This window comes from Spirillospora albida (assembly GCF_000718255.1).
Classification (GTDB): domain Bacteria; phylum Actinomycetota; class Actinomycetes; order Streptosporangiales; family Streptosporangiaceae; genus Spirillospora; species Spirillospora albida.
The window spans coordinates 38,604-60,774 of the sequence record NZ_JOFJ01000028.1 but is presented as its reverse complement, the minus strand read 5'-3'; the positions used below and the strand labels follow the sequence as shown (position 1 = coordinate 60,774).

Below are 22,171 nucleotides of genomic sequence, written 5' to 3'. Positions count from 1 at the left end.
GCCGCCCGCCGCCGCCAGACCTACTACAACACCATCGCCACCACCGGCACCCTCCACACCCGCCTCGCCCACACCGACATCCACGGCCTCGCCGCCTGAATCGCGGCCAACTGGCGGGAAGGCGTCGTCCCCGGGCGCCGTCCCCCTCCCCCGGGCGGGTCTGGACGACCGCGCCCGGGGCCGCGGGAATCGCGCGCGGCCTACTCGAAGTCGTCCGGGTTGAGGTCCTCCAGCCGCTGGATGTCCCCGTCCGGGTGGTACCCCTCGGCGGCAGGCTCCGCAGCGGCCGCGGGCGGCTCCTGCTCGGCCGTGGTGACCGGCGCGCCGCTCGTCCCCTCGCGCTCGTATCTCTCCCTGTTCATGATCCCCCCTTTGTCGTGTACCGGTCGTTCAGTGGATGTGCCCGCCCAGCCCGATTCCACCGCCGCGTCCAGCACCCGGCTCACCGAAGCCCTTCCCCCGCGGGGCGGCCGCGCGGTCGATGAACCCCGCCGTGCGCGGGCCGGGCGTCAGCGAGGGCGGCGCCTTTCACATCGAGCTAAAGGCGGGGGCGGGGGTGCCGATGGTCCGGTGCAGGTCTCTGCCGGGACGACGGACGGAGGCCGGTCCGGTCGCGCCTGATGGACGGAGGCGACCTCACCGTTCAGGAGGCAGGGCATGCAGACGGCCGAGCAGCCGGGGGCGAGCGAGCTGACGCGCGCCCGCGCGTCCCTGGACGCGATGCTCGTGATGCTGGTCGGCATGCACGGGTCCGACCTTCATCTCACGGCCGGCGCGCCGCCGACCGCCCGCGTCCACGGGGACCTGCGAGCCCTGCACGGGTACGGCGAGCTGCTCGCGCAGCATGTCGCGATGTTCGCGCGCTCCGCCGCCGGCGAGGAGCGCTGGCGGCGGTTCCTGCACGACCGGGAGATGGACTTCGCCTACAGCGTCCCGGGCCTGTCGCGGTTCCGGGTGAACCTGTTCACGCAGCGCGGATCGTGCGGCGCGGTGTTCCGGGCGGTCCCGCACGAGATCCGGAGCCTGGACGAGCTGGACCTGCCCGCCGAGGTGGGACGCCTCGCCGCGCTGCCCCGCGGCCTGGTCCTGGTCACCGGACCGACCGGGTCGGGCAAGACGACGACGCTCGCGGCGCTCGTCGACCGGGTGAACCGGACGCGCGCGGCCCACATCGTCACCGTCGAGGACCCCGTCGAGTACCTCCACAGCCACAAGCGGTGCCTGGTCAACCAGCGGGAGGTCGGCAACGACACCGAGTCGTTCGCGACGGCGCTGCGGCGTGCCCTGCGCCAGGACCCCGACATCATCCTCATCGGGGAGCTCCGCGACCTGGAGACCACGGCGACCGCGCTGACGGCGGCCGAGACCGGGCACCTGGTGCTCGCGACGCTGCACACGCAGAGCGCGGCGCAGACCATCGACCGGATCATCGACGTGTTCCCCTCCACGCACCAGCAGCAGATCCGCACGCAGCTGGCGTCCACGCTGCAGGGCGTGGTGACGCAGGCGCTGTGCCCGCGCGCCGACGGCGCCGGACGCGTCGTCGTCACGGAGCTGATGTTCGCGACCACGGCCATCCGGGCGCTGATCCGGGAGGGCAAGACGCACCAGATCCCGGCGTTCATCCAGTCCGGCGCGACCGACGGGATGCTCGCGTTCGACCGGCACCTGGCGGACCGCGTCCAGCGGAATCTGATCACTTTCGACCGGGCGCTGGAGGTGTGCCACTCCCCCGAGGAGTTCCGGCGCCTCGCCGGGAAGGCGGCTCTGACATGACGACCAAGAGGTTCGCGTACGCGGCCGTGGACACGGCCGGCGCCCGCAGCAGCGGGCAGGTCGAGGCGGCCGACACGCAGACCGCGGCGCAGCAGCTGCGGGAGCGGGGCCTGACCCCGCTGCAGCTGCGGGCGGCGGACTCGCTGCTGCAGCGGGAGCTGTCCATCCCCGGCCTGAGCGGCCGCGTCTCGCTGCGCGACCTGGCCGTGTTCGCGCGCCAGTTCGCGACGATGACCGCGGCGGGCGTGCCGCTGCTGCGCGCCCTCGGCGTCCTGGAGGACCAGGCGTCCCGGCCCGCGCTGAAGACCGCCATCGGGCAGGTCCGCGTCGACATCGAGGCGGGACTGCCGCTGTCGGCCGCGCTCGGCAAGCACGACCGGGTCTTCCCGCCGCTGATGGTGGCGATGATCCGGGCCGGTGAGGCGGGCGGCTTCCTGGACGGCGCGCTCGAGCGCCTCGCGACGGACTTCGAGAAGGACGCGGCGCTCCGCGGCAAGATCCGCAGCGCGCTCACCTACCCGGCGGTCGTGCTGGCGTTCACCGCGCTGCTGATCACCGCCGTGCTCATCTTCATCGTCCCGGTGTTCGAAAGGATGTTCGAGAACCTGGGGGCGAAGCTTCCGCTCCCCACCCAGATCATCGTGACGGCCAGCCATTCGCTGGTGTGGCTGGCGCCGCTGCTCATCGCCGTCGGCGTGACCGGCACGGCGCTGATGCGCCGCGCGCTGCGCCGCGACCCCGTGCTGCGGCTGCGGGTCGACGGCTGGAAGCTGCGGATGCCGGTGTTCGGCACCCTCTTCACCAAGATCGCCGTGAGCCGGTTCGCCCGCAACCTCAGCGCGCTGCTCGGCGCGGGCGTCCCGGTGATGCGGGCGCTCGACATCGTCGCCGGCACCGCGGGCAACGCGGTCGTCGCGCGGGCGGCCCAGGACATCCAGGACGCCGTCCGCGACGGCCTCCCCATGTCGGCGCCGCTCGCCGGGCACCCCGTCTTCCCGACGATGGTCGCCCAGATGATGCAGGTCGGCGAGGAGAGCGGCCAGATCGGCGCGATGCTCGACAAGGTCGCCGACTTCTACGACCGGGAGGTCGACGACGCGGCCGAGTCCCTGACCGCCGCGATCGAGCCCGTGATGGTGCTGCTCATGGGCGGCGGCGTCGGCGCGATGGTCATCTGCCTCTACCTCCCCATGTTCACCGTCTACCAGCACATTCAGGGGCTGGAATGACGAGCCCGAACCCCGTCCCCACCCGGACGGCCCCAAGCTCCCCCCTCCGTCCGGCGAACGCCCGGCCGGCCTAACAAAACCCTCATAGGAGAACCCATGAAGGAAATCCTCGACCGGGCCCACGCCCGGCGCGACAACGGCGACGGCGGCTTCACGCTGATCGAGCTGCTGGTCGTCGTCGTGATCATCGGCGTGCTCGTCGCCATCGCGGTCCCCGTCTACATGAACTACCGCAAGGGCGCGGCCAACAAGTCCGCCGAGTCCGACGTCCGCGGCGCCGTCAGCGCGGTGGAGCAGTTCTACACCGAGAACGGCAACGCCTACCCGGACACGGCGGCTAGCGCCGAGGGCGCCAATCTCTCGCTCGCCGCCAAGAACAGCGGTACGGGCGGAACCATCGCGGTGTCTCCCGGCAACAAGGTGTACGTCAAGAACAACACCGCGTCTTACGTCATCTGTGCCCAGAACAACGACGGCCAGAAGATCTACGTCTACAACAGCGCGTCGGGCGGGTCCGTCAAGTCGGCCGCCAACCTCACCGGCTGCAGCTAGCAACCGGTCATGGGTGGCTGACCGCTCGGTCGCGGGCCGCGTCCTGTCCCACGGGCATCCGTGACCAGGACGCGGCACCCGACGACTGCCACCCGGGCGCTCGGCACCGGCGGGGTGCCCTCACCGAGCACCAGGATCCACCGAGCGACCAGAACGACCCATGTGGCCGATCCGGTTCAGAGATTTCGTCCATGTCACCGAAGAAGGGAGCGGTTTCGTGTTGAGCTCACCGGTTCGCCCGCCGTTCCCCGGACGGGGGCGGCGGCGATGATCGCGGCGATCGCGGGGGTGTTCGGGCTGCTCGTCGGCTCGTTCCTCAACGTGGTGATCCACCGGGTCCCCCGGGGCGAGTCGCTGCTGTGGCCCGGGTCGCGGTGCGGGGAGTGCCGCACCCCGATCCGGCCGTGGCACAACGTCCCGGTCGCCGGCTGGCTGTTGCTGCGGGGGCGGTGCGCGCACTGCCGGTGCCGCATCCCCGTCCGGTACCCGCTGGTGGAGCTGGCGACCGCGGTGCTGTTCGCCGCGGTCACGGCCCGGTTCGGGCTGTCGGCGACGCTGCCGCTGTACCTGTACCTCGCGGCGGTCGCGGTCCCGCTGACGGTCATCGACCTGCGGGTCCACCGGTTGCCGGACGCGATCGTGCTGCCGTCCTACGCGGTCTGCGCGGTGCTTCTCGTCCCGGCGGTCGTCACCGGCGGCTGGACGGACGCGGCCCGCGCGGTCGCCGCGATGGCGGCGGTGTGGGCGGGGTACTACGCGCTCGCCTGGCTGTATCCGGGCGGGATGGGGTTCGGCGACGTGAAGCTCGCCGGGCTCCTCGGCCTGTGCCTAGGCCCGCTCGGCTGGTCCGCGGTGCTGATCGGCGTGCTGGCGGGGTTCCTGCTCGGCGGCCTGGCCGGGTCGGCGCTGCTGCTGTCCGGACGCGCCGGACGCAAGACCGCGCTGCCGTTCGGCCCGTTCATGCTCGCCGGGGCGTTCCTCGCCGTGTTCGCCGCGGCGCCGGTCGCGTCCTGGTACACGTCCCTGCTCGCCCCGCCGATCTGACGATCGCCGCCGGTTCTGACAGAACCGGCGCCGCACAACTCAAAACGGTTCTGCCAGAACCGGTGCACCACCGCCCGGTTCTGGCAGAACCGGGACCCACGACCCGACTCACGGCCGGTTCTGACAGAACCGGCCGGACCCTGACCGAGGAGCCCCATGGCGACCACCACACTGATCGGACTGGACATCGGTTCGACCGCCGTGCGCGCCGTCGAGACCGGCCGCGGCCGCTCCGGCCCGTCGCTCGTCCGGTCGGGCGCGGCGCCGCTGCCGCCCGGCGCGGTGCGGGGCGGCGTCGTCCAGGACGACAAGGCCGTGACGCAGGCGCTGCGGCATCTGTGGTCCACCGCCGGGTTCCGCAGCCGCAAGGTCGTGCTCGGCGTGACCAGCCCCCAGGTCGTCGTCCGCGACACGACCGTCCCGGACCTGCCCGCCGCGCAGCGCCGCGCCGCCCTGCCGCTGCAGGTCCGCGACCCGCTGCCGCTGCCGCTGGAGGAGTCCGTCCTCGACTTCCACCCGCTCGCCGAGCCCGACGCCGACCGGCAGGTCCGCGGGATGCTCATCGCCGCGCCGAAGCAGACCCTGCTGACCGCCGTGCACGCCGCCGAACGCGCCGGGCTGCACGTCGCGCGCGTCGACCTCGCCGCGTTCGCGCTGGTGCGCGGCGTGTCGTGGCTGGACGGGCGGGTCGAGGCGATCGTCGACATCGGCGACCACATCACCAGCATGATCGTCCACGAGGACGGCGTGCCGCTGATCGTCCGCGCGCTGCCGCGCGGCGGCGCCGAGATCACCGCGGCGATCGCGGCGCGGCTCGGCATCTCCGCCGCCGACGCCGAGGACCTCAAGCGCCGCGCCGGGCTGGACGCCGCCGACCCCGCGGCCGCCGAGGCCGTCGAGGCCGCCGTGACGCCTCTCGCCCGCGAGATCCACAGCTCGTTCGCGTACCTGAGCGCCGGCGAACGGAACGTCCAGGTCGGACGGCTCGTCCTGGCCGGCGGCGGCGCGGCCCTGCCCGGCCTCGCCCGGACGCTCGGCGCGCAGCTCCGCCTCGACGTCCGCTACGCCGACCCGGCGGTCCGGCTCCGCGGCGCCGCCGACCGGAGCCGCCGCGGCCAGGACGCCCTGGAGAACCTCGACCGGTTCGGCCCCGCGGCGGCCATCGCCGTCGGCCTCACGCTGGGAGTGACCTCATGACGATCCCGTTCACGGACGACACCGCCGTGCTGCGCGTCCCGGGCGCCTCCGCGCTGCGCGTCCCCGACCTCGTAGCGGACCTCCTCCCGCCGGAGATCACCGCGTCCCGCCGCGGCCGCCGCATCCGGCGGACCGTCCTCACCGCGCTCGGCGCGTACGTCGTCCTCCTCGGCGGCTGCTACGGCCTCGTCGCCGCGCAGACCTCGATGGCCGAGGACGACCTGGTCGCCGCCGAACGCAACGTCCAGCGGCTCCAGCAGCAGCAGAAGCCGTTCGCCGAACTCGTCGGCGCGCAGCGGGAGCTGCAGCTCACCGACGGGCGCCTCGCCGCGCTCCTGGCCCGCGACGTCCGCTGGCCCGGCCTGCTGGCGGACCTGCGGGCCGCCGCGCCGGCCGGTGTCCGAGTCACCGGCGTCAACGCCGTCCTCGCCACGGCCCCCGCGCAGGGCGGCACGTCGATCGGCGCCCTCACCCTCGTCGGGAACGCCCCCGACAACCGGGCCGCCGCCGGCTACCTCGACGCGCTCACGGAGGTGAAGGGCGTCGGCAACGCCCGCCTCACCGACGCCACCCGGACGGGGAAGACCGTCCGGTTCACCGTTCAGCTGGACATCGTCAAGGCGGCCCTCAGCGGCCGCTACACCACCCCGCGAGGAGCCCAGTGATGCCGACGACCACCGGCCCGCGCGAACGCCTGTGGGTGCTCGGCGGCGCGCTCGTCGCCGCCGCCCTCCTCGCCCTCGGCTGGCTGCTGTTCATCGGCCCGCAGCGCGCCGAGACCGACGAGGTCCGCGCCGCCGCGACCGCCGCCGGCGACCGCGCTGACGTCCTGCAGCGCCGCCTCAACCAGCTGCGCACGCAGAACGCCGAGCTCCCCGCCTACCGGACGCGCCTCGCCGGCGCGCGCGCCGCCCTCCCCGCGACGCCCGCCATGTCGCAGTTCCTGCGCCACGTCGAGGCCGCCGCGGACGCGACGGGCATGTCCGTCGGGGGCGTCACCGTCGGCACCGCGACGGGCGCCGCCGCCGGCGACGCGCAGGCGATGTCCGTCCCCGTCGTGGTGAACGCGACCGGCACCGCCGCCGCCCAGGTCCGCTTCCTGGACCGCCTCCAGAACGAGCAGCCCCGCGCCGTCCTCATCACGAGCGTCAACGTCGTCCCCAAGGACGACGAGTCGGACCGCGCGGACCTGTCGGTCTCCCTCCAGGTCTTCCACGTCGCCACCTCGAACTGACCCATCGAACCCTTTGGAAGGAGGCCCGATGCACCCGCTCGACCCGCGCCCCCGGCACACCGCGTCCGCGACCCTGCGGCGGGCCTCCCACCTGTCACCGGCCCGCGCGGCGGCGCACCCCGCCGCGTCACGCGCGACGCCGGGTCGCGCCGCAACGCGCCTTGCGACATACGCGGCGACACGTCCGGCGCCGCGGGCGACGGCACGCCGGGCGCGTCAAGCCGTCCGTTTCGCGACGCGCCCGGCGGCGTCCTCGGAAACCCGCCCGACCCCCGGCATGTCGCTCCGCCGGCACCTGGCCGCCCGCCTCGCGACACGCCTCATGGCGCGCATGACGACACGTCGCGCGACGGCGTCGATGTCGCGCCCGGCGGCACCGTCGGCATCGCACTCGGCCATCCGTGGCGCGACGCGTCCGACGCCGCGCGCGGCGGCGTCGCGTCAGGCGGCGCACCCCGCCGCCCGTGGGGCGACGCGCCGCGTACGCACCGCCGGACGCGACGCCGGGTTCACCATCACCGAGGTCATCGTCGCGATCGCCGTGATCGGGGTCGTGATGACCGCGCTCAGCACCTTCTTCGCGCGGGCGGTCGGCGGAATGAACGAGCAGCGCGGCCGGCAGGTCGCGGTGCAACTCGTCGGGGACGGGACCGACCGGGTCCGGGCGCTGCGCGGCGGGGCGGTCTCGGACGGGCGCGGCGAGGCCGCGACGCTCCAGCAGTGGACGGAGCCCGCGGCCGTCGCCGCGCCCTTCCTCGCCGACATGCAGCGGGCCTGGGACGCCAAAGCCGCCCCCACCGACGGCAGGGACGCGGCGCTCCCGCTGGAAGGGCCGGACACGGCCATCACCGTCAACAACGTCCTCTACAAGCGGTCCTGGTACGTGGGCCGCTGCTGGCAGTCGCCCGCGGGCGGGGCGTGCGACGCCGCCCCCGCGTCCGGCGACGTCGAGTTCTTCCGGGTCGCGGTCGCGGTGACGTGGCCGGACCGGAGCTGCACCGGCGGCGTCTGCGGATACGCGGACGCGCTGCTGGTCAGCGGCGCCGACGACCCGATCTTCAACCCGCGCAGGTCCGCGCCGCCGCCCGCCGCCCGCAACCCGGGCGACCAGGTCGGCGAGGTGTCGGTCCCGGTCGACCTGCAGATCACCGCGTCCGGCGGCGCCCCGCCGATCACCTGGAGCGCCACCGGGCTGCCCGCCGGCCTGAAGATGTCGTCGGACGGCGTGATCAGCGGCACCCCCACCGCGCCGGGCAGCGCACGGGTCACCGCCATCGCCACCGACGCGTTCACGCTCGTCGGCACCGCCGCTTTCGACTGGACGATCAACGACGTCCCGCGCCTCACGGCCCCCGGCGACCAGGTGACGCCCGTCGGCAACGAGGTCGCGCTGCCGATCGCGCACGCCGGCGGCACCGCGCCGCTGTCGTGGGCCGCCACCGGCCTGCCCGACGGCCTCACCTTGGACCGTTCCACAGGCCGGGTCACCGGCAAGCCCACCACACCCGCCGCCGCCAAGCCCGTGACCGTCACCGTCACCGACAAGTTCAACGTGGCCGACAAGGCCACCTTCACCTGGAAGGTCTCGTCCCTGGCCGTCCAGACCGTCCCCGACCAGAACGGGCGGGCGGGCACCGCCATCACGCCGATCCGCCCCTCCGCGACCGGCGGAACCGCCCCCTACACCTGGACGGCCGCGAACCTGCCCCCGGGCACCGCCATCGCCCCCAGCACCGGAGTGATCACCGGGACCCCGACGGCCGGCACCCGCTACCTGGTCACGGTCACCGCGACCGACGCGCAGGGCACCGCCGACCCCGTCACCTTCGTATGGACGGTCACGGCGGCGACCGGCGGCCTGGCCGTCACCTCGCCCATCGCGGACCGGACGTCCGGCACCACCGCCGACGTCAGCGTCACCGCCGCCGCCTCCGGCGGCGACACCGCCCGCACCTGGGCCGTCACCGGACTGCCCACCGGCCTCACCATGACCACCACCGGCAAGATCACCGGACGTCCCACCGAGCCAGGCCGACACACGGTCAAGCTCACCGTCCGCGACGGCGCCGGCCGAACCGCCACCTCCATGTTCGTCTGGACGATCCAATGACGCCCCGACCCCGGCCGCTCACGTCCCGCCGCAGGCCACTTGCGCCGTTCCGCCTCGGCACCCTGCCCGACCCGTCCGGGACCCGGACGAGCCCCGGCCGCCCCCAGGGCGACGACGGCGTCACCCTGATCGAGCTCACCGTCACCATGACGATCATGTCGGTGCTGATGGCCATGTTCACCGGCGCGATCCTGCACATGACCCGCGCCGCGAACGCCACCCAGTCCGTCGCGTCCGCGCAGAGCCAGATCACCACCGTCTACCAGCGCCTCGACCGCGAGATCCGCTACGCCGCGGGCATCAGCCAGCCCGCGTTCGTGGGAGCGAACCAGCACGTCGAGTACCTGACGCGCAACACGGCCGCCCCCACCTGCACCGGGCTGCGCCTCGACACCGCCACCCGGCGCCTCCAGTACCGCAGGTGGGAACAGGGCAAGACGCCCGGCCCCTGGACGGTCCTCGCGTCCGATGTCACCGCGAAGCAGCCGGACCCGCCGTTCGGCCTCACCCCGAGCGAGACGAGGTTCCCGTTCCAGCGCCTCCGACTGCGAATCACCGCCGGAACCGGGAAGGCCAGCATCGACGTCACGTTCGCCGCCCTGAACACCTCGTCGGACTCCGACACCAGCGCCGTCTGCACCGAGGGGAGGACCACCCCATGACCCGCGACGACCGCGGCTCCCTCGCCATCGCCCTTCTGGTGACGCTGGTCGGCGTCCTGCTGACCAGCCTCCTGGTCCCCGTCATGCTCGCCCAGATCAGCACGACCCGGCGCACCGCCGCCCGCGACCAGGCCCTCCGCGCCGCCCAGACCGGACTGGACGTCGCGCTCGGCCACGTCCGCGCCGCCCGCAGCGCCGGCACCGGTACCGAGGGCGACCTGACCCGGCTGCCCTGCGGCCCCGTGCGCGGCCCCGCGGGCATCGGCCGCTACGAGGTGACGATCGAGTACCTCGCCGGCGACCCCCAGGGCAAGGACGCCGCCTGGCTCATTGCCAACCGCATCCCCTGCGCGGGCGGCGGCGGCGCCCTCCGCACCCCCCAGTTCGCGTCGTTCCGCTCCCGCGGCACCAGCGCCAGCGCCACCCGCACCCTCCGCGGCGTCTACCGCGTGCGGACCACCAACCAGAACATCGCCGGCGGACCGATCCACCTCTACCGGCCGTCCGGCGGCACCGACCTGTGCATGGACGCCGGAGCCGACTCCCCGTCCCCGGGCACACCCCTGTACATGCGGGTCTGCAGCCCCGGCAGCGGCAAGCAGACCTTCTCCTACAACCCGAACCTGACGCTCACCCTCGTCAGCTCCCGCTCCGACGCCCTCCCGCTGGGCCTGTGCCTGGACGCCGGAAGCCCCGCCGCGGCGGGCGCGATCGTCCGGTTCCAGCCCTGCGCGACCACCACCCAGCCGCAGCAGCAGTGGAGCGTCAACGACGCGGCCAACTTCGAGGGCACGTCCGACGGCCGCACCCTCAACCGGCTCTGCTTCAACCTGCAGAACCCCGGCGTGGACGGCAGCCTCGTCATCCTCGGCGCCCACAAGTCCGGCGGCTGCTACGTCAACTACAACACCAAGCAGACGTTCGCCCCCGAGGCGGCCGTCGGCGCCGGCGCGGCGGGCGCCGCCAGCGGCCAGCTCGTCAACTTCAGCCAGTTCGGCCGCTGTATCGACGTCACCGACCAGAAGATCAACGCCGCCTTCCTCATCGTCTGGCCCTGCAAGCAGGCCCCCGACCCCACCGCCATCGCCTGGAACCAGAAGTGGACCCTGCCGACGATCCCGGACGGCGCCGGCAGCGCCACCGGACTGATCACCACCAAGCCGCCGAGCGGGAACCGCTGCCTGCGCAGCCCCGGCAACCCGTCCGCCGGCTACTACGTCACGATCGTGTCGTGCCCGAGCAGCGCGTCCCGCGAGGTCACCTGGACCGTCCACACCAACACGGGCAACTACGAAACCGGCTACCGGATCATCGACGGCTACGGCTACTGCCTCTCGCCCACCGACCCGAAGGCCGACCCGCCCGACTTCTTCACCGGCGGCCAGGGGGTCAGCAAGCTGGTGGTGGCCGCTTGCAGCGGCTCGACCCTCCAGAAGTGGAACGCCCCGCCCGACACACTGAAGTCGCTACCCCTCAAGGACATAGGAGAGGACTGACCATGACGACTCCCTCGCCGGAGGCTCGACAGGTTGGGCACTGGGCGGCATGAGGGTTCTGGCAGAACCGGCACACGCCGCCCTTCTCCTGCATAGCTGAGTGACCACCAAGCGTCCCCGGTTCTGCCAGAACCGCTGGAGTCCTGGTGTAGTCCGGTTCTGCCAGAACCGGTGATCCGGTCGGGACGGACTGGCGAGGCATCCGACATCGGGCCGTGTCTTCGGTTCTGCCCGGCGGTTCTGCCAGAACCCCGGGCCATCTCATGAGCCTCAACCCCGGACGTGCTACCTCCGCAGACTGGCGGCATCACTAGACGAGCAGGGAAAGCGGCTGGCGGACGGGGGCACGTCACGGTGACCGCCGGGGACGGCGGCCTGGACTTCCAGGTGGAGCCCGCCGCCGAGCCCGCGGACCGGTCCGGCTGACGGCGACGGAGGAGCCACTGGAGACCTTCCGGCCGCGGTTCTGGCAGAACCGCGGCGCAGATTCGGAGGCCGTCCCAAGCGTGGGCACGTCACTGATGCGTTCCATCGGCCCACGGTGGCGTGGCCTCAACTCAACCGCTCACCCGCTCGGTTCTGAGAGAACCGCCAAACTCATGCGCCGAAGATGACGTCGCATCAACCGCCTGCCACGAGGCATTGAGAGCCATCCGGGGCTATCGATCGCGATCGATAGCCCCGGCATCCCCTGCCCCAGCTTGGCTAGTCCAGCCGAACCGAGCAGTCTCCTGGACGGGCGGGGCTGGGGCCTGCCGACATGGACTGTCGACCCGCCCCGGCTTGGTCTGGCCAGGACTCCGGCTGTGCTGGGCCACCGAGTCGCCCACACCTGGCCCACCGCGCGGGGTCTTCCGCTACCGGGCGCCGCATGAGGTCGCGCCTCCCGGCGACCTTCTGAGAATCCGCCGATCGACCCCGGACCGCACATCCGTGACTTAGTGGCACGGGGACACCCCGGGTGCGCCTCGCCGATGTGGGACTCGACCGATGGACCAGCGGTCCCTACCCGACGACAGCTTCTACGACTACGCATCCGCCCGGATCGGCGAGACCAGCTGGCCGGCCAACCTATCGATCGCAATTGACAGCCCCCGGTGCATCCACAGCACGGGGAGCCGACGCCAGGCTCGTGAATGCGTAGGTACCGGGCGCAGATCCGCCGCAGGGGTGCCCCGGCCAGAACGGCAGCACCGCCTGGACCTTGTCTCACTGACCAACGGCTCACTCGCTCGGTTCTGCGAGAACCCCTGTCACTCGTGCGCCGAGGCCAGAATGCTCGGTCCGACCCGTCCGTGGAGTCGGTAGGTCACGAGGAGCCCAACAGCATGCGGCATCCAGCCGAGCGAGATTGACCCTATGGGCCGCCGAGCCTGTCCGAGCTCCCGGCGACCTGGGCAGCCAGGACGTCTGCCCGACGAGCGTTGCCAGGCTACTCTCCCGAAACCGGGCGAGTAGGCGCTCTCCGGATCCCCAGCTTTCGGCGTTCCGCTCACGCAGCACCCGCCGCACTGCCACCCGCACCTCCGGGCCGTTTCCACCACGAGCAGGCGATCCTGTCGGCCATCCCGGTCGCCGAAGTGCAGCGCCGTGTGCTCGTCCCCGGGGGATCTCGCCGCCGCGCTTGAGCCGTCCTGGCCAGGGCGCGCTTCCTGCTGAGCTGGCGCTCGGCTACTACAACCTGGACGCCCGGCGCCTTGGACTGCCTGACGAATCGGGTTGGGCAGGTCATATCGGGTCGATTTCGCTCGGCTGGACGCCGCGTGCTTTGGGCTCCCCGTGACCTGCCGACTCCACGGACGGGTTGGACCGAGCGGTTCTCGCAGAACCGCCGCGGATGATCCTGGGAGATGGTCTTGAGGTGTTACGGGGCTGACTCACGTCTCCGCCGCCGTCCTTGACAAAGTAAGGGACGCGCGAAGTTGAGCGGTAGCGGACCCGAAGGCCGGCCGGGGTGCTTCCTATGGAGCGCAAGAGCGGCTTCCAAGATCCGAAGGATCACGCGGGCTCTGCACTGCTGAGGACGGAGAGGCATGGCCCGGTCCCCTCCGGTGCAAAGAAGGCCCTCTCAACGACGACGGCTTGCAGGGACGACGAGGCGCCTGTCGCGTCGGGAGCGCCTCCGACGCGCGTCGCGGGGAATCGGGCCCCGCTCGACGTCCACGAGATCATGATCGCCTCGAGGTTGGGCGCGGTCGCGATGCTCCCGCCCATCTCGACGTTGCGGAAGACGTCTCCAGCCGCGAGCGACGTCGGCAGAGCCTGGTTCTGGCAGAACCGACAGTCCTTTGATTCAGCACCCCGGGGCCACAGTTCCTCAGCTGTAACCGCGATCTTCAGGTCCTGGTCCCAGCGCGGTCAGTGTCGCCGTCCGGGATGGCTCGGATCGTCGGGCAAACCAGGGCAAGTCTGGAGCTGCGCTCAACCGCGGCTGCCAGACGGACTACTCCGTTGCAGCGTGCGAGCGCGATCTCGCGGTGATCACGGCACTCCACGCGTCCCGCAGACGATGTCTACCAGGCGCTGCGACGAGCCCAGCGTGAACACAGATCCGCGATTGCACGCCGAGTTGCACCCGTCGGACGGCGGCAGCTCGGGCGGCGCTCGTGCAGGTTGGGGACGGTATCGACCCCTCTGACCTCGACTGGCGCCTCGAAGGACCGCGCTCGCAGCACGCTGGGCCGACCTACCCGAGAGTTGCAAGGCTCGGTGCATGACCGCCGGAGCGTCGATTGCAAAAACGTTTTGTTGCAGACGATTGCAGGTCGTCCGCCGGTTCTGTCAGAACCCAGCGAAGAACGCGACCAGAAGTGCCCGGGGTTCTGCGAGAACCGCCGTGTGGCGGTGTCTTGTCACTCGGGGCCTGGTGCGGGGTTTCGGGCGGGGGCCGGGGACCGTCCTGTTCCCGAACGAGGAAGCGCCCGGCGCAAGGACGGGACGACGGTGACGACGGCATGTGTGGTCCTGATGTGCGCGGGGTTGCGGTGACCCCTGCGGGTCGGCCGGTGACCAACGCAGAGTCGACGGTTGATGGGTGCGGGGCCGGGTCCGGCAGAGCTGACGCGATGAGGCTTGGTGCTTAGGCTCGTTCGTGACTGGTTGTCGGAGGTTGCGGCAGGCGAACTACGGATTGTTTACCGCAACACGCTGTATTCGGTGCTGGACATGTAGGCCAGAGACTGGTATCGCACGCGCGCGCGTCTTTATTCCTAAGACGTCCAGCCCTCGAAAGTACATGTGACCTGCGGTTTTGCAGATTGCAACGGACCCCCCAGGAGGGTCCGTTGCAATAGTTGCAATGACCCCCCTGCAGGGTCCGTTGCAATCCGAGTTGCAACTCGCCGGTGCAAGGCGACGCGTCCGTTTGGGTCGCATGATCACTTCGTCTGGGACCGAGACGCGGGCATCTATACGCTTACCTGGGCAAACGCCCGCGATGACCGGGACGCCCCATCCTCGCGACACAGGTTGCAATGGACCCAGCGTGTGGGTCATAACTGTTATCGCTCGTGCTAACGTCCTGGAGAGTGAGGGGAAGTCTCGCCACGCGGACGGAATGGGGGTGACGCCGTGGACGTATTGAAGATCCCGAACTTGCAGCCGGGGACCGCTCTGGTCTTGCGGCCGGCGAAGAGCGGCGGCGTCAGCCTGAGCGTGCGGCAGGCCGCCGGATACGAGTTCGTCGCCCACGAGAACGTGAGCGGATTCGTCCAGGACGCCCGCGCGATGCTCCGGGTCCTCTCCCAGCTCAACATGCCCCGGCGCTGGTTCCGGGTGTGGCTGGCGCTGCTGAGCCTTCAGGAGTACGAGAACTCGTCCTGGGAGCTGCGCATCAGCCAGGCGGAGCTCTCCGAGACCTGCAACGTTCCACGCTCGGGCCTGCGCGACCCGCTCGACTACTTCGAGTCGATCGGCTGGATCTACCGCCCCCGCCGCGCGCTGATCCTCCTCAACCCCTGGCTGACGAGCTGCGGCAACTCCAACAAGCAGGCGGAGGCCCAGGCGTCCTGGCTGATCTACGGGCCCAAGGAGTTCATGATCCCGGGCCGGGACCACCCCGAGGAGTGGCTCGCGGTCCGCGAGTACGAGCGCCGGCAGGAGATCGCCGCGTCGGCCGTCGAGTCGGCCGAGGACGCGCAGCTGTTCACGCTGCCGTTCGACGCCGAGAGCGCCGCAGAGGCCCTGGAGACCGAGGTCGGCGAGACGGCGGAGACTGTCGTCCTCCGGTACCGGGATCGGGCCCCAGAGGCCGCTACAGGGCCTTCCAGCGAGGCCGCAGAGGACGCGGGGCTGACCGCTCAGCGCGTATCGGTCGCCCGGTCGCGGGTATCGGTCACCGGGAGCGTCCGGAAGGCGATGGACGAGCTCGGCGCCGACGTCGAACTCTCCCGCATCGAGAAATGGCTGGCGGCCAAGGGGATCGCGGCCAATCCGCGGACCCTGGCCAGCGCGGTCAGCCGCGAACGCAGCCGTCGGAGAGTGTCGTGATCGGAATGCCTGCGGCCGAGGTGGCCCGCTCGGTGGTACCGTCCGGATGAGGACCGAACCGCGGACCGCGGGCAACAACCGGAGGGGGACGATGAACGGATACGTGTCGCCACCCCCGAGCGATGCACCCATCAGTCTCGACCGACGCGTCGCCGAACTGATGTCGCTGATCGATCTGAACGCGGGGTCGTACCGGCTTCTCTGGTATCTCCTGGGGCACCAGCATCCCGAGACGGGCACCGTCCGGGTCAGCCAGCGGGAGGCGAGCGCCGCCCTGGGCATGGTGCTCCCGACGATCAACCGCGCCTTCAAGGAGCTCGCCGCCGCGGGCCTGATCGTGACGTACCAGCCCGGCGAGTACCAGCTGCACCCGCTGCTCACCAACGGCAAGACGGCCGGACCGGTCACGAGCATCCCGCCCATCGCCGCGCTGGACCCGGAGAGCTTCAACGCGCAGCGCCGCCAGCGCTACGAGCGGCAGATCTGCAACCTGCGCTCGAGCGCCTGATCCGAGACCCGCTCGTCGTCAATAAATAATTGACGCGCGTCGAATGGGCTGCGATCAGCGCCCTGACGTGGCATTTCTCTTTCTTCCGATTTGCGCCATTGCGCCTTCTGTCTCAGGACAGCTCTGTCCGGTGGCCTGTCCATGCGGCGTTCGAGTGTGACGGCTTGAGACGGCAGCGGTTCTGGCAGAACCGCTCGGTTCTGCCAGAACCGCCGTTACTGCTCGTCATGGTTCGGATAGACGCGCCCATCAGAGGATGCGGCCGACCGTCCTGCTCCGGCACGGCGCCACACAGGTATCGCCGCCGTCCGCCATACCGCGATTGCCAGAGCGCCCGGCTCAGTGGGTGGCTGCAATGCCTGCTGTGAGGGGATTTCCGAGAACCGCAGCACGCATCCGCCCCACTCAGACTCTGCCGAGGCGGGTGCCACCGGGGCGCGGCTCGCCGAACGCGTCCGGAATCGGAGAGCGCGATCCTGCCGATGGGGAGGGTCTCGAATCGGGCCAGGTTCGAACAGGACACGACCGGCAAGCCGCGCGTCTCCACCGTCGGTTCTGCCAGAACCGCTAGGGTTTTCCCTCGCGAGCTCTCAGAACCCCCGATCAGAAGGAGGACACCATGCCTCGGGGAAAGGCCGGCGGTTCGCCCCACGCGCCGAAGACGCCGGACGGCCCGATCCGGCTGAGCGAACGTCCTCTCATCCAGTCTCCGGTGCCGAAAGGCCCGGGAACTCCCGTTCCGATCGACGAGATCGCGCCGAATCCCCGGAACCTGCGGGGCAGCGATCTCGGCACGGACGAGGAGCGGGAGGAGATGGTGGTCTCGCTGCGGACGGTGGGCCTCATCCAGGCCCTCGTCGTCGGTGAGACCGGCGAGTTCCTGAAGCTCTACCCGCAGTACAAGGAGCACTTCACAGCGGACGTGCGGTACGTCGTCATCACCGGCCACCGGCGTCTCGACGCGGCGCAGGTGGCGGGGATGGGGGAATTGCGGGTCGATGTGCAGAACAATCTGCTGCCCGTCCTCGATGAGGTCTTCCTCGACGAGAACGACAAGCGACGTAACCTCACCCCCTTCCAGGAGGGCGAGGGATACCGTCGGCTGCGCGAGGAGATGGGCTACAGCTACCAGGAGATCGCCGACCGGCGGGGGCGCAGCAAGTCGCACATCGTCAAGCGGATCAAGCTGCTCACGCTGGACGACGCCGCGCGGCGGCTGATCCTCGACAAGGTGATGGGGGTCGACACCGCCGTCAACCTCCTCAACGCCCTGGACGACGACCCATCCCTCGTCGTCCCCGCGTTCGAGGTCATGCAGGAGAAGGGGCTCAACGCCAAGGAAGCGGCGCAGCACCTGATCCTGGTGCGGTCGGGGAAGGTGGCGGAGCCCGCGGAGGGCGCCGAGGTTCTGCCAGAACCGCCCTCGCCCATCCCGGCGCAGCGTCCCTCACCCAACGGAGGGTCGGTTCTGCCAGAACCGACCAAGAACCGGGACGCGGAGGACACCGATCCCGACCGGATCCGTGCCGCCGCCGAGCGGGACCGGCACTGCCGGTACCTCATCGCGGAGTACGCCCCGGCCGACCCGGACCCGCACACGATCCGCATCGCGGCGACGACGCTGGCGCAGGCGTCCAAGCCCACCCTGCAGCTCGCTCACCGCTGGATGAGCGGCACCGACGTGCCGGGCGTCGAGTCACTGGACGCCGCCTCGTTCACGGTCTCCGTCTCCGCCCAGGGAGACGCTAAGCTCCTGCTGCGCCTCGCCTACTCGGTCGCTCTGGCCGACGTCGAGCTGCGGGCGGCGGACCGCCGCCGCAAGTGGGACGCGCGCACCGTCGCCCACGTCCGGCATCTCGTCGAGGCGGCCGGCTACCGCCCCACTCCGTGGGAGCAGCGGCACATCAGCCAGTCCGCGACGCCAACCCAGCAGCCAGCGCGCTAGACCTCTCGGAGAAGCCATGTCCTTGCTGTCGAGCCCCGCCTACGCCGAACACCTCCCCCCCGTCTTCGCCGGCATGAACCGCGCCGGTTCCGTCGGGAAGACGACGGTGGGGTACAACGTCTGCGTGCAGGCCGCCCTCCGCGGCTACCGGTGCCTGCTCATCGACGCGGACCTGCAGTCGGACGCCTCGTACTGGTCGGGGTGGGACGGCGACTTCGTGCCGGAGGGCGTCGCCACCGTCCACGACGTCATGCTGGGCCGCGCGAAGCTGCCCGACGCGACCGTCCCGGCCCGCACCCGGGTCGGCGCGGGCGACGACGACTCCTCGTTCCTGAACATCGAGGGGCTGGACGTCGTCCGCGGTGACAAGACGATGAGCCAGGCCGACAGCGAGCTCACCCAGGACCCCCGCGGGGTGTTCTGGCTGCAGCTCGCGCTCAAGAACCAGATCGAGGCGGGCCAGTACGACTTCATCTTCATCGACTGCCCCGCTTCCCTCGGCCGCCTGTCGATCTCGCTGCTCCTGGCGGCGACCGACGTCATCGTCTGCATGAAGCCGACCCGCAAGGAGATGCGGGGCGCGGCCGCGCTGGCGGCGGAGATCGAGAAGGCCCGCTACGAGTACCAGGACTTCGGCGTCACCACGCAGGTCTCGTTCTACCTGATGAACGAGGCCAAGAAGCACGACAGCCAGGGCAAGTTCTACCGGATCATCCAGAAGGAGGCCGAGGAGAAGTTCGGGGACATGCTGCTCCCCCTCGTCGGCAGCGCCGTTTTCGTCCCCGAGGCGTACGACGCCCAGGAGGCCCTGGCCTACTGGGATCCGAACGCCCCGATCGTCGGCACCTTCAACACGATCCTCGACCGCCTCGGTTTCCCGGCGAAGCCCGCCGCCTGACCGGTTCTGCCAGAACCCGGCCAGGCGGCGGCCTCCCGCCGCCCGACCCGATCCAGGCGCCCCGGCCCAGTCCGCCGCCTCACCTTCCCCCCGCTGCTCTTCAGGCGCGCGCCCCACGCCTCCTCCGCCCCGCCCCGTAGCGGCTTGCCCGCCCGCCTGCCCGGCCGCCCATGCCAGTTCCGCCTGCGCTGCCCGTCCCCTCATCGCCTTGTGCCTGGCTTCGCCCCCCGTCCGCGATGGCGCGTGGGCCCTGCCTTGGCGTTCGTCCCTGTCGCGCCGTGTCGCCACCCTCTTCGGCAAGCTCCCCCGGCCCGCTGCTCCTCCGTCGCGAACGGCTCCACCGCTGCCACAAGCGCTGGGCGGACACCCACCCATCACCCGCGTCAACCACGCTGAAGATCAATACACCTAGGGCGCCTCGGGTGCACCTCGTGCGGGTCGCGGACCGCGAAGCTGGAGAGCCTGTGCTCTGCTTCAGGGGTTCTGGCAGAACCGGGGTGGCTCCTGGTTCTGCCAGAACCGTTGGGCCGCTCGGGGCGGTTCTGGCAGAACCGGTTGTGCGGTGTGCGCGGGTGGCTCGGGCGGAGGAGGGGTGGTGGTCGAGGTGTGCGGCTCGTCGGGTTGCGGGGGAGGGGCGGTTCTGGGAGAACCGGGGGCGTCGGTGACCGATGTGACGGGAGCGAGATGCCACCTAGGGGGCGGCCTTCGGGGCCTGCGCGTCCGGCGCCCACGTTGACGGAGGCGCGGGGCGCCGCCGAGCGGATCGTCGACCGGCGGGTGCGGGCCGAGGATCCGGATCTCGAGTTGCTGCCGGACGAGGGCGACCTCTTCGGGCTCCTGCCGTACCTGCGGACGCACGCGCGGGTGTCCGCGGACGTTCTGCGCGCCGAGGTGCCGGACGCGCTGATCATCGTCCGGTATCTGCGGGCGGCGCTGGACGGGGAGGAGCTCGCCCAGATCCGGCGGGGGAGGGGCGCCGGGATGACGTGGACGGCGCTGGGGGAGAGCCTGGGGCTGCGGAACCGCCAGGGGGCGGAGCAGCGGGCGCTGAGCCTGGAGGGGGGTGTGCGGGGCCGGGAGGACGGGGAGTCGCTGCGGCATCCGGCTCCCGTGCGCGGGCGGCGGCGGGCGGAGGACACGATGAGCGACTGGCTCGTCCGGCATGAGCGGCGGGTGCGGGCGGCGGCGTCGGCGCTGGTGGAGATGCGCGCGGAGCTGTGCCCGGACGAGGAGACGGGGGAGTGGCTGGACGACCTGGGGGAGAGGCTCGAGTCCCCGGCGCGGAGCGGCGGCGAGCGCCGGTCGCTGGTGTCGTGCCTGCACGTCACGGTCGTCCAGGTGCGGGAGGCGCTGGTGGAGCGGGGGCTGAGTGTTTCCGCGGAGGCCGAGGCCGCGCTGCGGTCCGCCCGGGATGTGCTGGACGAGGTGGAGGCCGCCGAGCGGGCGGCGGAGCGGCTTCGGCGCTGATCAGTGTTCAGGCGTCCGGAACGGTCAGGAAGCGTGGCTCTGGACGAGTGCGGCGGGCCGGTACGGCATGAGCACGGGGAAGCGGACGCCGAGGATGCGGACCAGGAGCACGGCGGCGGTGAGCGTCGCGGCGGTGGTGACGACGCCGGCGAGGACGAGGGCGGCGCGGGGGCCGGCCGTGTCGCACAGGACGCCGAGGAGCGGGCCGCCGGTGGCGCCGGCGGCGGCGCCGACCATCGACTGGGCGGCGAGGACGCGGCCGCGCATGTCCTCGCGGGTGCCGAGCTGGATGCGGGCGGCGACGGTGGTGTCGACGACGACCGCGCCGACCGCGATGAGGAGCATGAGGGCGGCGAAGAGCGGCAGGCCGGGGGCCAGCCCGCTGAGGGCCTGGAAGACGCTGATGGAGGCGCCGGCCACGAGGAGGACGCGGAAGCCGAGGCGGGGACGGGACGCGGCGACGAGACCGCCGATGATCGCGCCGACGGCGAAGACCACGGACAGCAGGCCGTAGCCGCCGGCGCCGGCGCCCAGGGGGCCCTGCGACATCGCGGCCATCGTCAGCTGGTAGTTGCGGCCGAGGGAGCCGAGGGCGAAGGCGAGCCCGAAGACGACGAGGAGCCAGGGGGTGCGGAGCATGTAGCGCAGCCCGTCGGTGATCTTCGATTCCTCGCGGGTGGCGCGGGGCATGATGCGCATCTCGCCGGTGCGCATGAGCAGGACCGCGGCGATGACGCCGGTGAAGCTGAGGGCGTTGGCGGCGAACAGGGCGGCGGTGCCGATGAGGGGGATCAGCGCGCCCGCGACGCCCATGCCGAGGATGCGGGCCGCCGAGCTGATGACGGAGCCGAGGCCGAGGGCGTTGGAGAGGTCCTCGCGCTCGACCATCTCGGCGGCGAAGCGGCCGATGGCGGGGGCGCAGAAGGCCGACACGACGCCGCCGAGAGCGGAGATCAGGTAGATGGGGCCGGTGTGGTCGGGGCCGTTGAAGGCGATGACCGCGAGGGCGGCGGCGAGCAGGCCGTGGAAGACCTGGCCGGTGATGACGAGGGGGCGGGCGGGCAGCCGGTCGGCGAGCGAGCCGCCGAACATCGCCAGCAGAAGGGTCGGCGCCGACTGCAGGAACAGGCCGAGGCCGAGGCTGGTGGCCGAGCCGGAGATCGAGAGCAGGAGCCAGTTGACTCCGAGGACCTGCATCCAGGCCCCCGCGACGGACAGGAAGTCCGCGGCCGCCCACAGCCGGTAGTTCCGCCGCTTGAAAGCGCGCAGCATTCCTGTATGTCGGGCCACGACCGGGATCCTCTCCATCCGCCGTGGCGGTGCTCCCGCGCCGCCCGGCGTCGCCTGTCGGTGACGGACCGAGCCGGGAGGGAACGTCCGTCACAGCCGAGTTCGGCATGCCGGAGGGGGCCTTGAGCGGTTCCGGGCCGGGCGGGGGAGGCGCTACCGCGCGGCAACCGTCCGGCCCGGGGTTCCTCCGTGGTTCTGTCAGAACCGGCAGGGCGGCGACCGGTTCTGGCAGAACCGGGAAACGCCGCACGGCCCCGGGCAGGGGACCTGAGGTG

At 71.7% G+C, this 22,171-nt stretch carries 17 protein-coding genes; 15 read left to right on the top strand and 2 right to left on the bottom strand.

Translation table 11 applies throughout. The annotated features are described in order from the left end of the window. Positions 1 to 200: 200 nt before the first annotated feature. The gene (locus tag IE99_RS0126875; protein ID WP_157610505.1) at positions 201 to 362 is read right to left on the bottom strand and encodes a hypothetical protein; all 162 of its coding nucleotides are present in this window, start codon (positions 360 to 362) and stop codon (positions 201 to 203) included. 295 nt (positions 363 to 657) lie between these two features. Between IE99_RS0126875 and IE99_RS0126870 the strand changes: the two genes are divergently transcribed. The 15 genes from IE99_RS0126870 (at position 658) to IE99_RS29825 (ending at position 20,606) form a co-directional block, all read left to right on the top strand. Then, positions 658 to 1,776, top strand: coding sequence for a type IV pilus twitching motility protein PilT (locus IE99_RS0126870; RefSeq protein ID WP_030176861.1), 1,119 nt, complete (start codon positions 658 to 660; stop codon positions 1,774 to 1,776). Continuing rightward, positions 1,773 to 3,005 carry a type II secretion system F family protein gene (locus tag IE99_RS0126865; RefSeq protein ID WP_030176859.1) on the top strand — a complete coding sequence of 411 codons (1,233 nt, stop codon included), beginning with the start codon at positions 1,773 to 1,775 and terminating at the stop codon, positions 3,003 to 3,005. The genes IE99_RS0126870 and IE99_RS0126865 overlap by 4 nt, the downstream gene beginning before the upstream one ends. 96 nt (positions 3,006 to 3,101) lie before the next feature. Beyond that, entirely contained in the window at positions 3,102 to 3,557 is a 456-nt protein-coding gene (locus IE99_RS33505; RefSeq protein WP_030176857.1) for a type II secretion system protein, read from the top strand. Positions 3,558 to 3,824: 267 nt separating this feature from the next. After that, entirely contained in the window at positions 3,825 to 4,601 is a 777-nt protein-coding gene (locus tag IE99_RS0126855; protein WP_030176854.1) for a prepilin peptidase, read from the top strand. A gap of 156 nt (positions 4,602 to 4,757) precedes the next feature. After that, complete coding sequence (pilM, locus tag IE99_RS0126850; protein WP_030176852.1) at positions 4,758 to 5,798, top strand: type IV pilus assembly protein PilM; 1,041 nt, start codon at positions 4,758 to 4,760, stop codon at positions 5,796 to 5,798. After that, positions 5,795 to 6,463, top strand: a complete 669-nt coding sequence (locus tag IE99_RS0126845; protein ID WP_030176850.1) for a PilN domain-containing protein — start codon at positions 5,795 to 5,797, stop codon at positions 6,461 to 6,463. Before pilM ends, IE99_RS0126845 begins: the two co-directional genes overlap by 4 nt. Further along, positions 6,463 to 7,032, top strand: a complete 570-nt coding sequence (gene pilO, locus IE99_RS0126840) for a type 4a pilus biogenesis protein PilO (RefSeq protein WP_030176847.1) — start codon at positions 6,463 to 6,465, stop codon at positions 7,030 to 7,032. Before IE99_RS0126845 ends, pilO begins: the two co-directional genes overlap by 1 nt. Positions 7,033 to 7,363: 331 nt before the next feature. Beyond that, positions 7,364 to 9,142 carry a putative Ig domain-containing protein gene (locus IE99_RS0126835; protein ID WP_169744490.1) on the top strand — a complete coding sequence of 593 codons (1,779 nt, stop codon included), beginning with the start codon at positions 7,364 to 7,366 and terminating at the stop codon, positions 9,140 to 9,142. After that, the gene (locus IE99_RS0126830) at positions 9,139 to 9,804 is read left to right on the top strand and encodes a PulJ/GspJ family protein (RefSeq protein ID WP_030176841.1); all 666 of its coding nucleotides are present in this window, start codon (positions 9,139 to 9,141) and stop codon (positions 9,802 to 9,804) included. The genes IE99_RS0126835 and IE99_RS0126830 overlap by 4 nt, the downstream gene beginning before the upstream one ends. After that, entirely contained in the window at positions 9,801 to 11,300 is a 1,500-nt protein-coding gene (locus IE99_RS0126825; RefSeq protein WP_030176839.1) for an RICIN domain-containing protein, read from the top strand. The genes IE99_RS0126830 and IE99_RS0126825 overlap by 4 nt, the downstream gene beginning before the upstream one ends. A 3,570-nt stretch (positions 11,301 to 14,870) precedes the next feature. After that, on the top strand, positions 14,871 to 15,788 hold the full coding sequence (locus IE99_RS0126815; RefSeq protein WP_157610504.1) for a hypothetical protein: 918 nt from the start codon (positions 14,871 to 14,873) through the stop codon (positions 15,786 to 15,788). Positions 15,789 to 15,834: 46 nt separating this feature from the next. After that, positions 15,835 to 16,296 (top strand): helix-turn-helix domain-containing protein, encoded by a 462-nt coding sequence (locus IE99_RS0126810; protein ID WP_169744489.1) that lies wholly within the window; start codon positions 15,835 to 15,837, stop codon positions 16,294 to 16,296. Between the two features lie 619 nt (positions 16,297 to 16,915). Beyond that, positions 16,916 to 18,241 (top strand): ParB/RepB/Spo0J family partition protein, encoded by a 1,326-nt coding sequence (locus IE99_RS0126805; protein ID WP_030176829.1) that lies wholly within the window; start codon positions 16,916 to 16,918, stop codon positions 18,239 to 18,241. A gap of 16 nt (positions 18,242 to 18,257) precedes the next feature. Then, positions 18,258 to 19,139 carry a ParA family protein gene (locus tag IE99_RS0126800; protein ID WP_030176827.1) on the top strand — a complete coding sequence of 294 codons (882 nt, stop codon included), beginning with the start codon at positions 18,258 to 18,260 and terminating at the stop codon, positions 19,137 to 19,139. 732 nt (positions 19,140 to 19,871) lie between these two features. Beyond that, complete coding sequence (locus IE99_RS29825; RefSeq protein WP_037560146.1) at positions 19,872 to 20,606, top strand: hypothetical protein; 735 nt, start codon at positions 19,872 to 19,874, stop codon at positions 20,604 to 20,606. 24 nt (positions 20,607 to 20,630) lie between these two features. Here IE99_RS29825 and IE99_RS0126790 read toward each other — a convergent pair whose 3' ends face one another. Then, the gene (locus IE99_RS0126790; protein WP_030176823.1) at positions 20,631 to 21,878 is read right to left on the bottom strand and encodes an MFS transporter; all 1,248 of its coding nucleotides are present in this window, start codon (positions 21,876 to 21,878) and stop codon (positions 20,631 to 20,633) included. Positions 21,879 to 22,171: the final 293 nt, after the last annotated feature.

Excerpts from the sequence above, each read along its gene's own strand:
- IE99_RS0126875 (WP_157610505.1), bottom strand. The coding sequence starts at position 362 with ATGAACAGGGAGAGATACGAGCGCGAGGGGACGAGCGGCGCGCCGGTC.
- IE99_RS0126870 (WP_030176861.1), top strand. The coding sequence starts at position 658 with ATGCAGACGGCCGAGCAGCCGGGGGCGAGCGAGCTGACGCGCGCCCGC.
- IE99_RS0126865 (WP_030176859.1), top strand. The coding sequence starts at position 1,773 with ATGACGACCAAGAGGTTCGCGTACGCGGCCGTGGACACGGCCGGCGCC.
- IE99_RS33505 (WP_030176857.1), top strand. The coding sequence starts at position 3,102 with ATGAAGGAAATCCTCGACCGGGCCCACGCCCGGCGCGACAACGGCGAC.
- IE99_RS0126855 (WP_030176854.1), top strand. The coding sequence starts at position 3,825 with ATGATCGCGGCGATCGCGGGGGTGTTCGGGCTGCTCGTCGGCTCGTTC.
- pilM (WP_030176852.1), top strand. The coding sequence starts at position 4,758 with ATGGCGACCACCACACTGATCGGACTGGACATCGGTTCGACCGCCGTG.
- IE99_RS0126845 (WP_030176850.1), top strand. The coding sequence starts at position 5,795 with ATGACGATCCCGTTCACGGACGACACCGCCGTGCTGCGCGTCCCGGGC.
- pilO (WP_030176847.1), top strand. The coding sequence starts at position 6,463 with ATGCCGACGACCACCGGCCCGCGCGAACGCCTGTGGGTGCTCGGCGGC.
- IE99_RS0126835 (WP_169744490.1), top strand. The coding sequence starts at position 7,364 with ATGACGACACGTCGCGCGACGGCGTCGATGTCGCGCCCGGCGGCACCG.
- IE99_RS0126830 (WP_030176841.1), top strand. The coding sequence starts at position 9,139 with ATGACGCCCCGACCCCGGCCGCTCACGTCCCGCCGCAGGCCACTTGCG.
- IE99_RS0126825 (WP_030176839.1), top strand. The coding sequence starts at position 9,801 with ATGACCCGCGACGACCGCGGCTCCCTCGCCATCGCCCTTCTGGTGACG.
- IE99_RS0126810 (WP_169744489.1), top strand. The coding sequence starts at position 15,835 with ATGAGGACCGAACCGCGGACCGCGGGCAACAACCGGAGGGGGACGATG.
- IE99_RS0126805 (WP_030176829.1), top strand. The coding sequence starts at position 16,916 with ATGCCTCGGGGAAAGGCCGGCGGTTCGCCCCACGCGCCGAAGACGCCG.
- IE99_RS0126800 (WP_030176827.1), top strand. The coding sequence starts at position 18,258 with ATGTCCTTGCTGTCGAGCCCCGCCTACGCCGAACACCTCCCCCCCGTC.
- IE99_RS0126790 (WP_030176823.1), bottom strand. The coding sequence starts at position 21,878 with ATGCTGCGCGCTTTCAAGCGGCGGAACTACCGGCTGTGGGCGGCCGCG.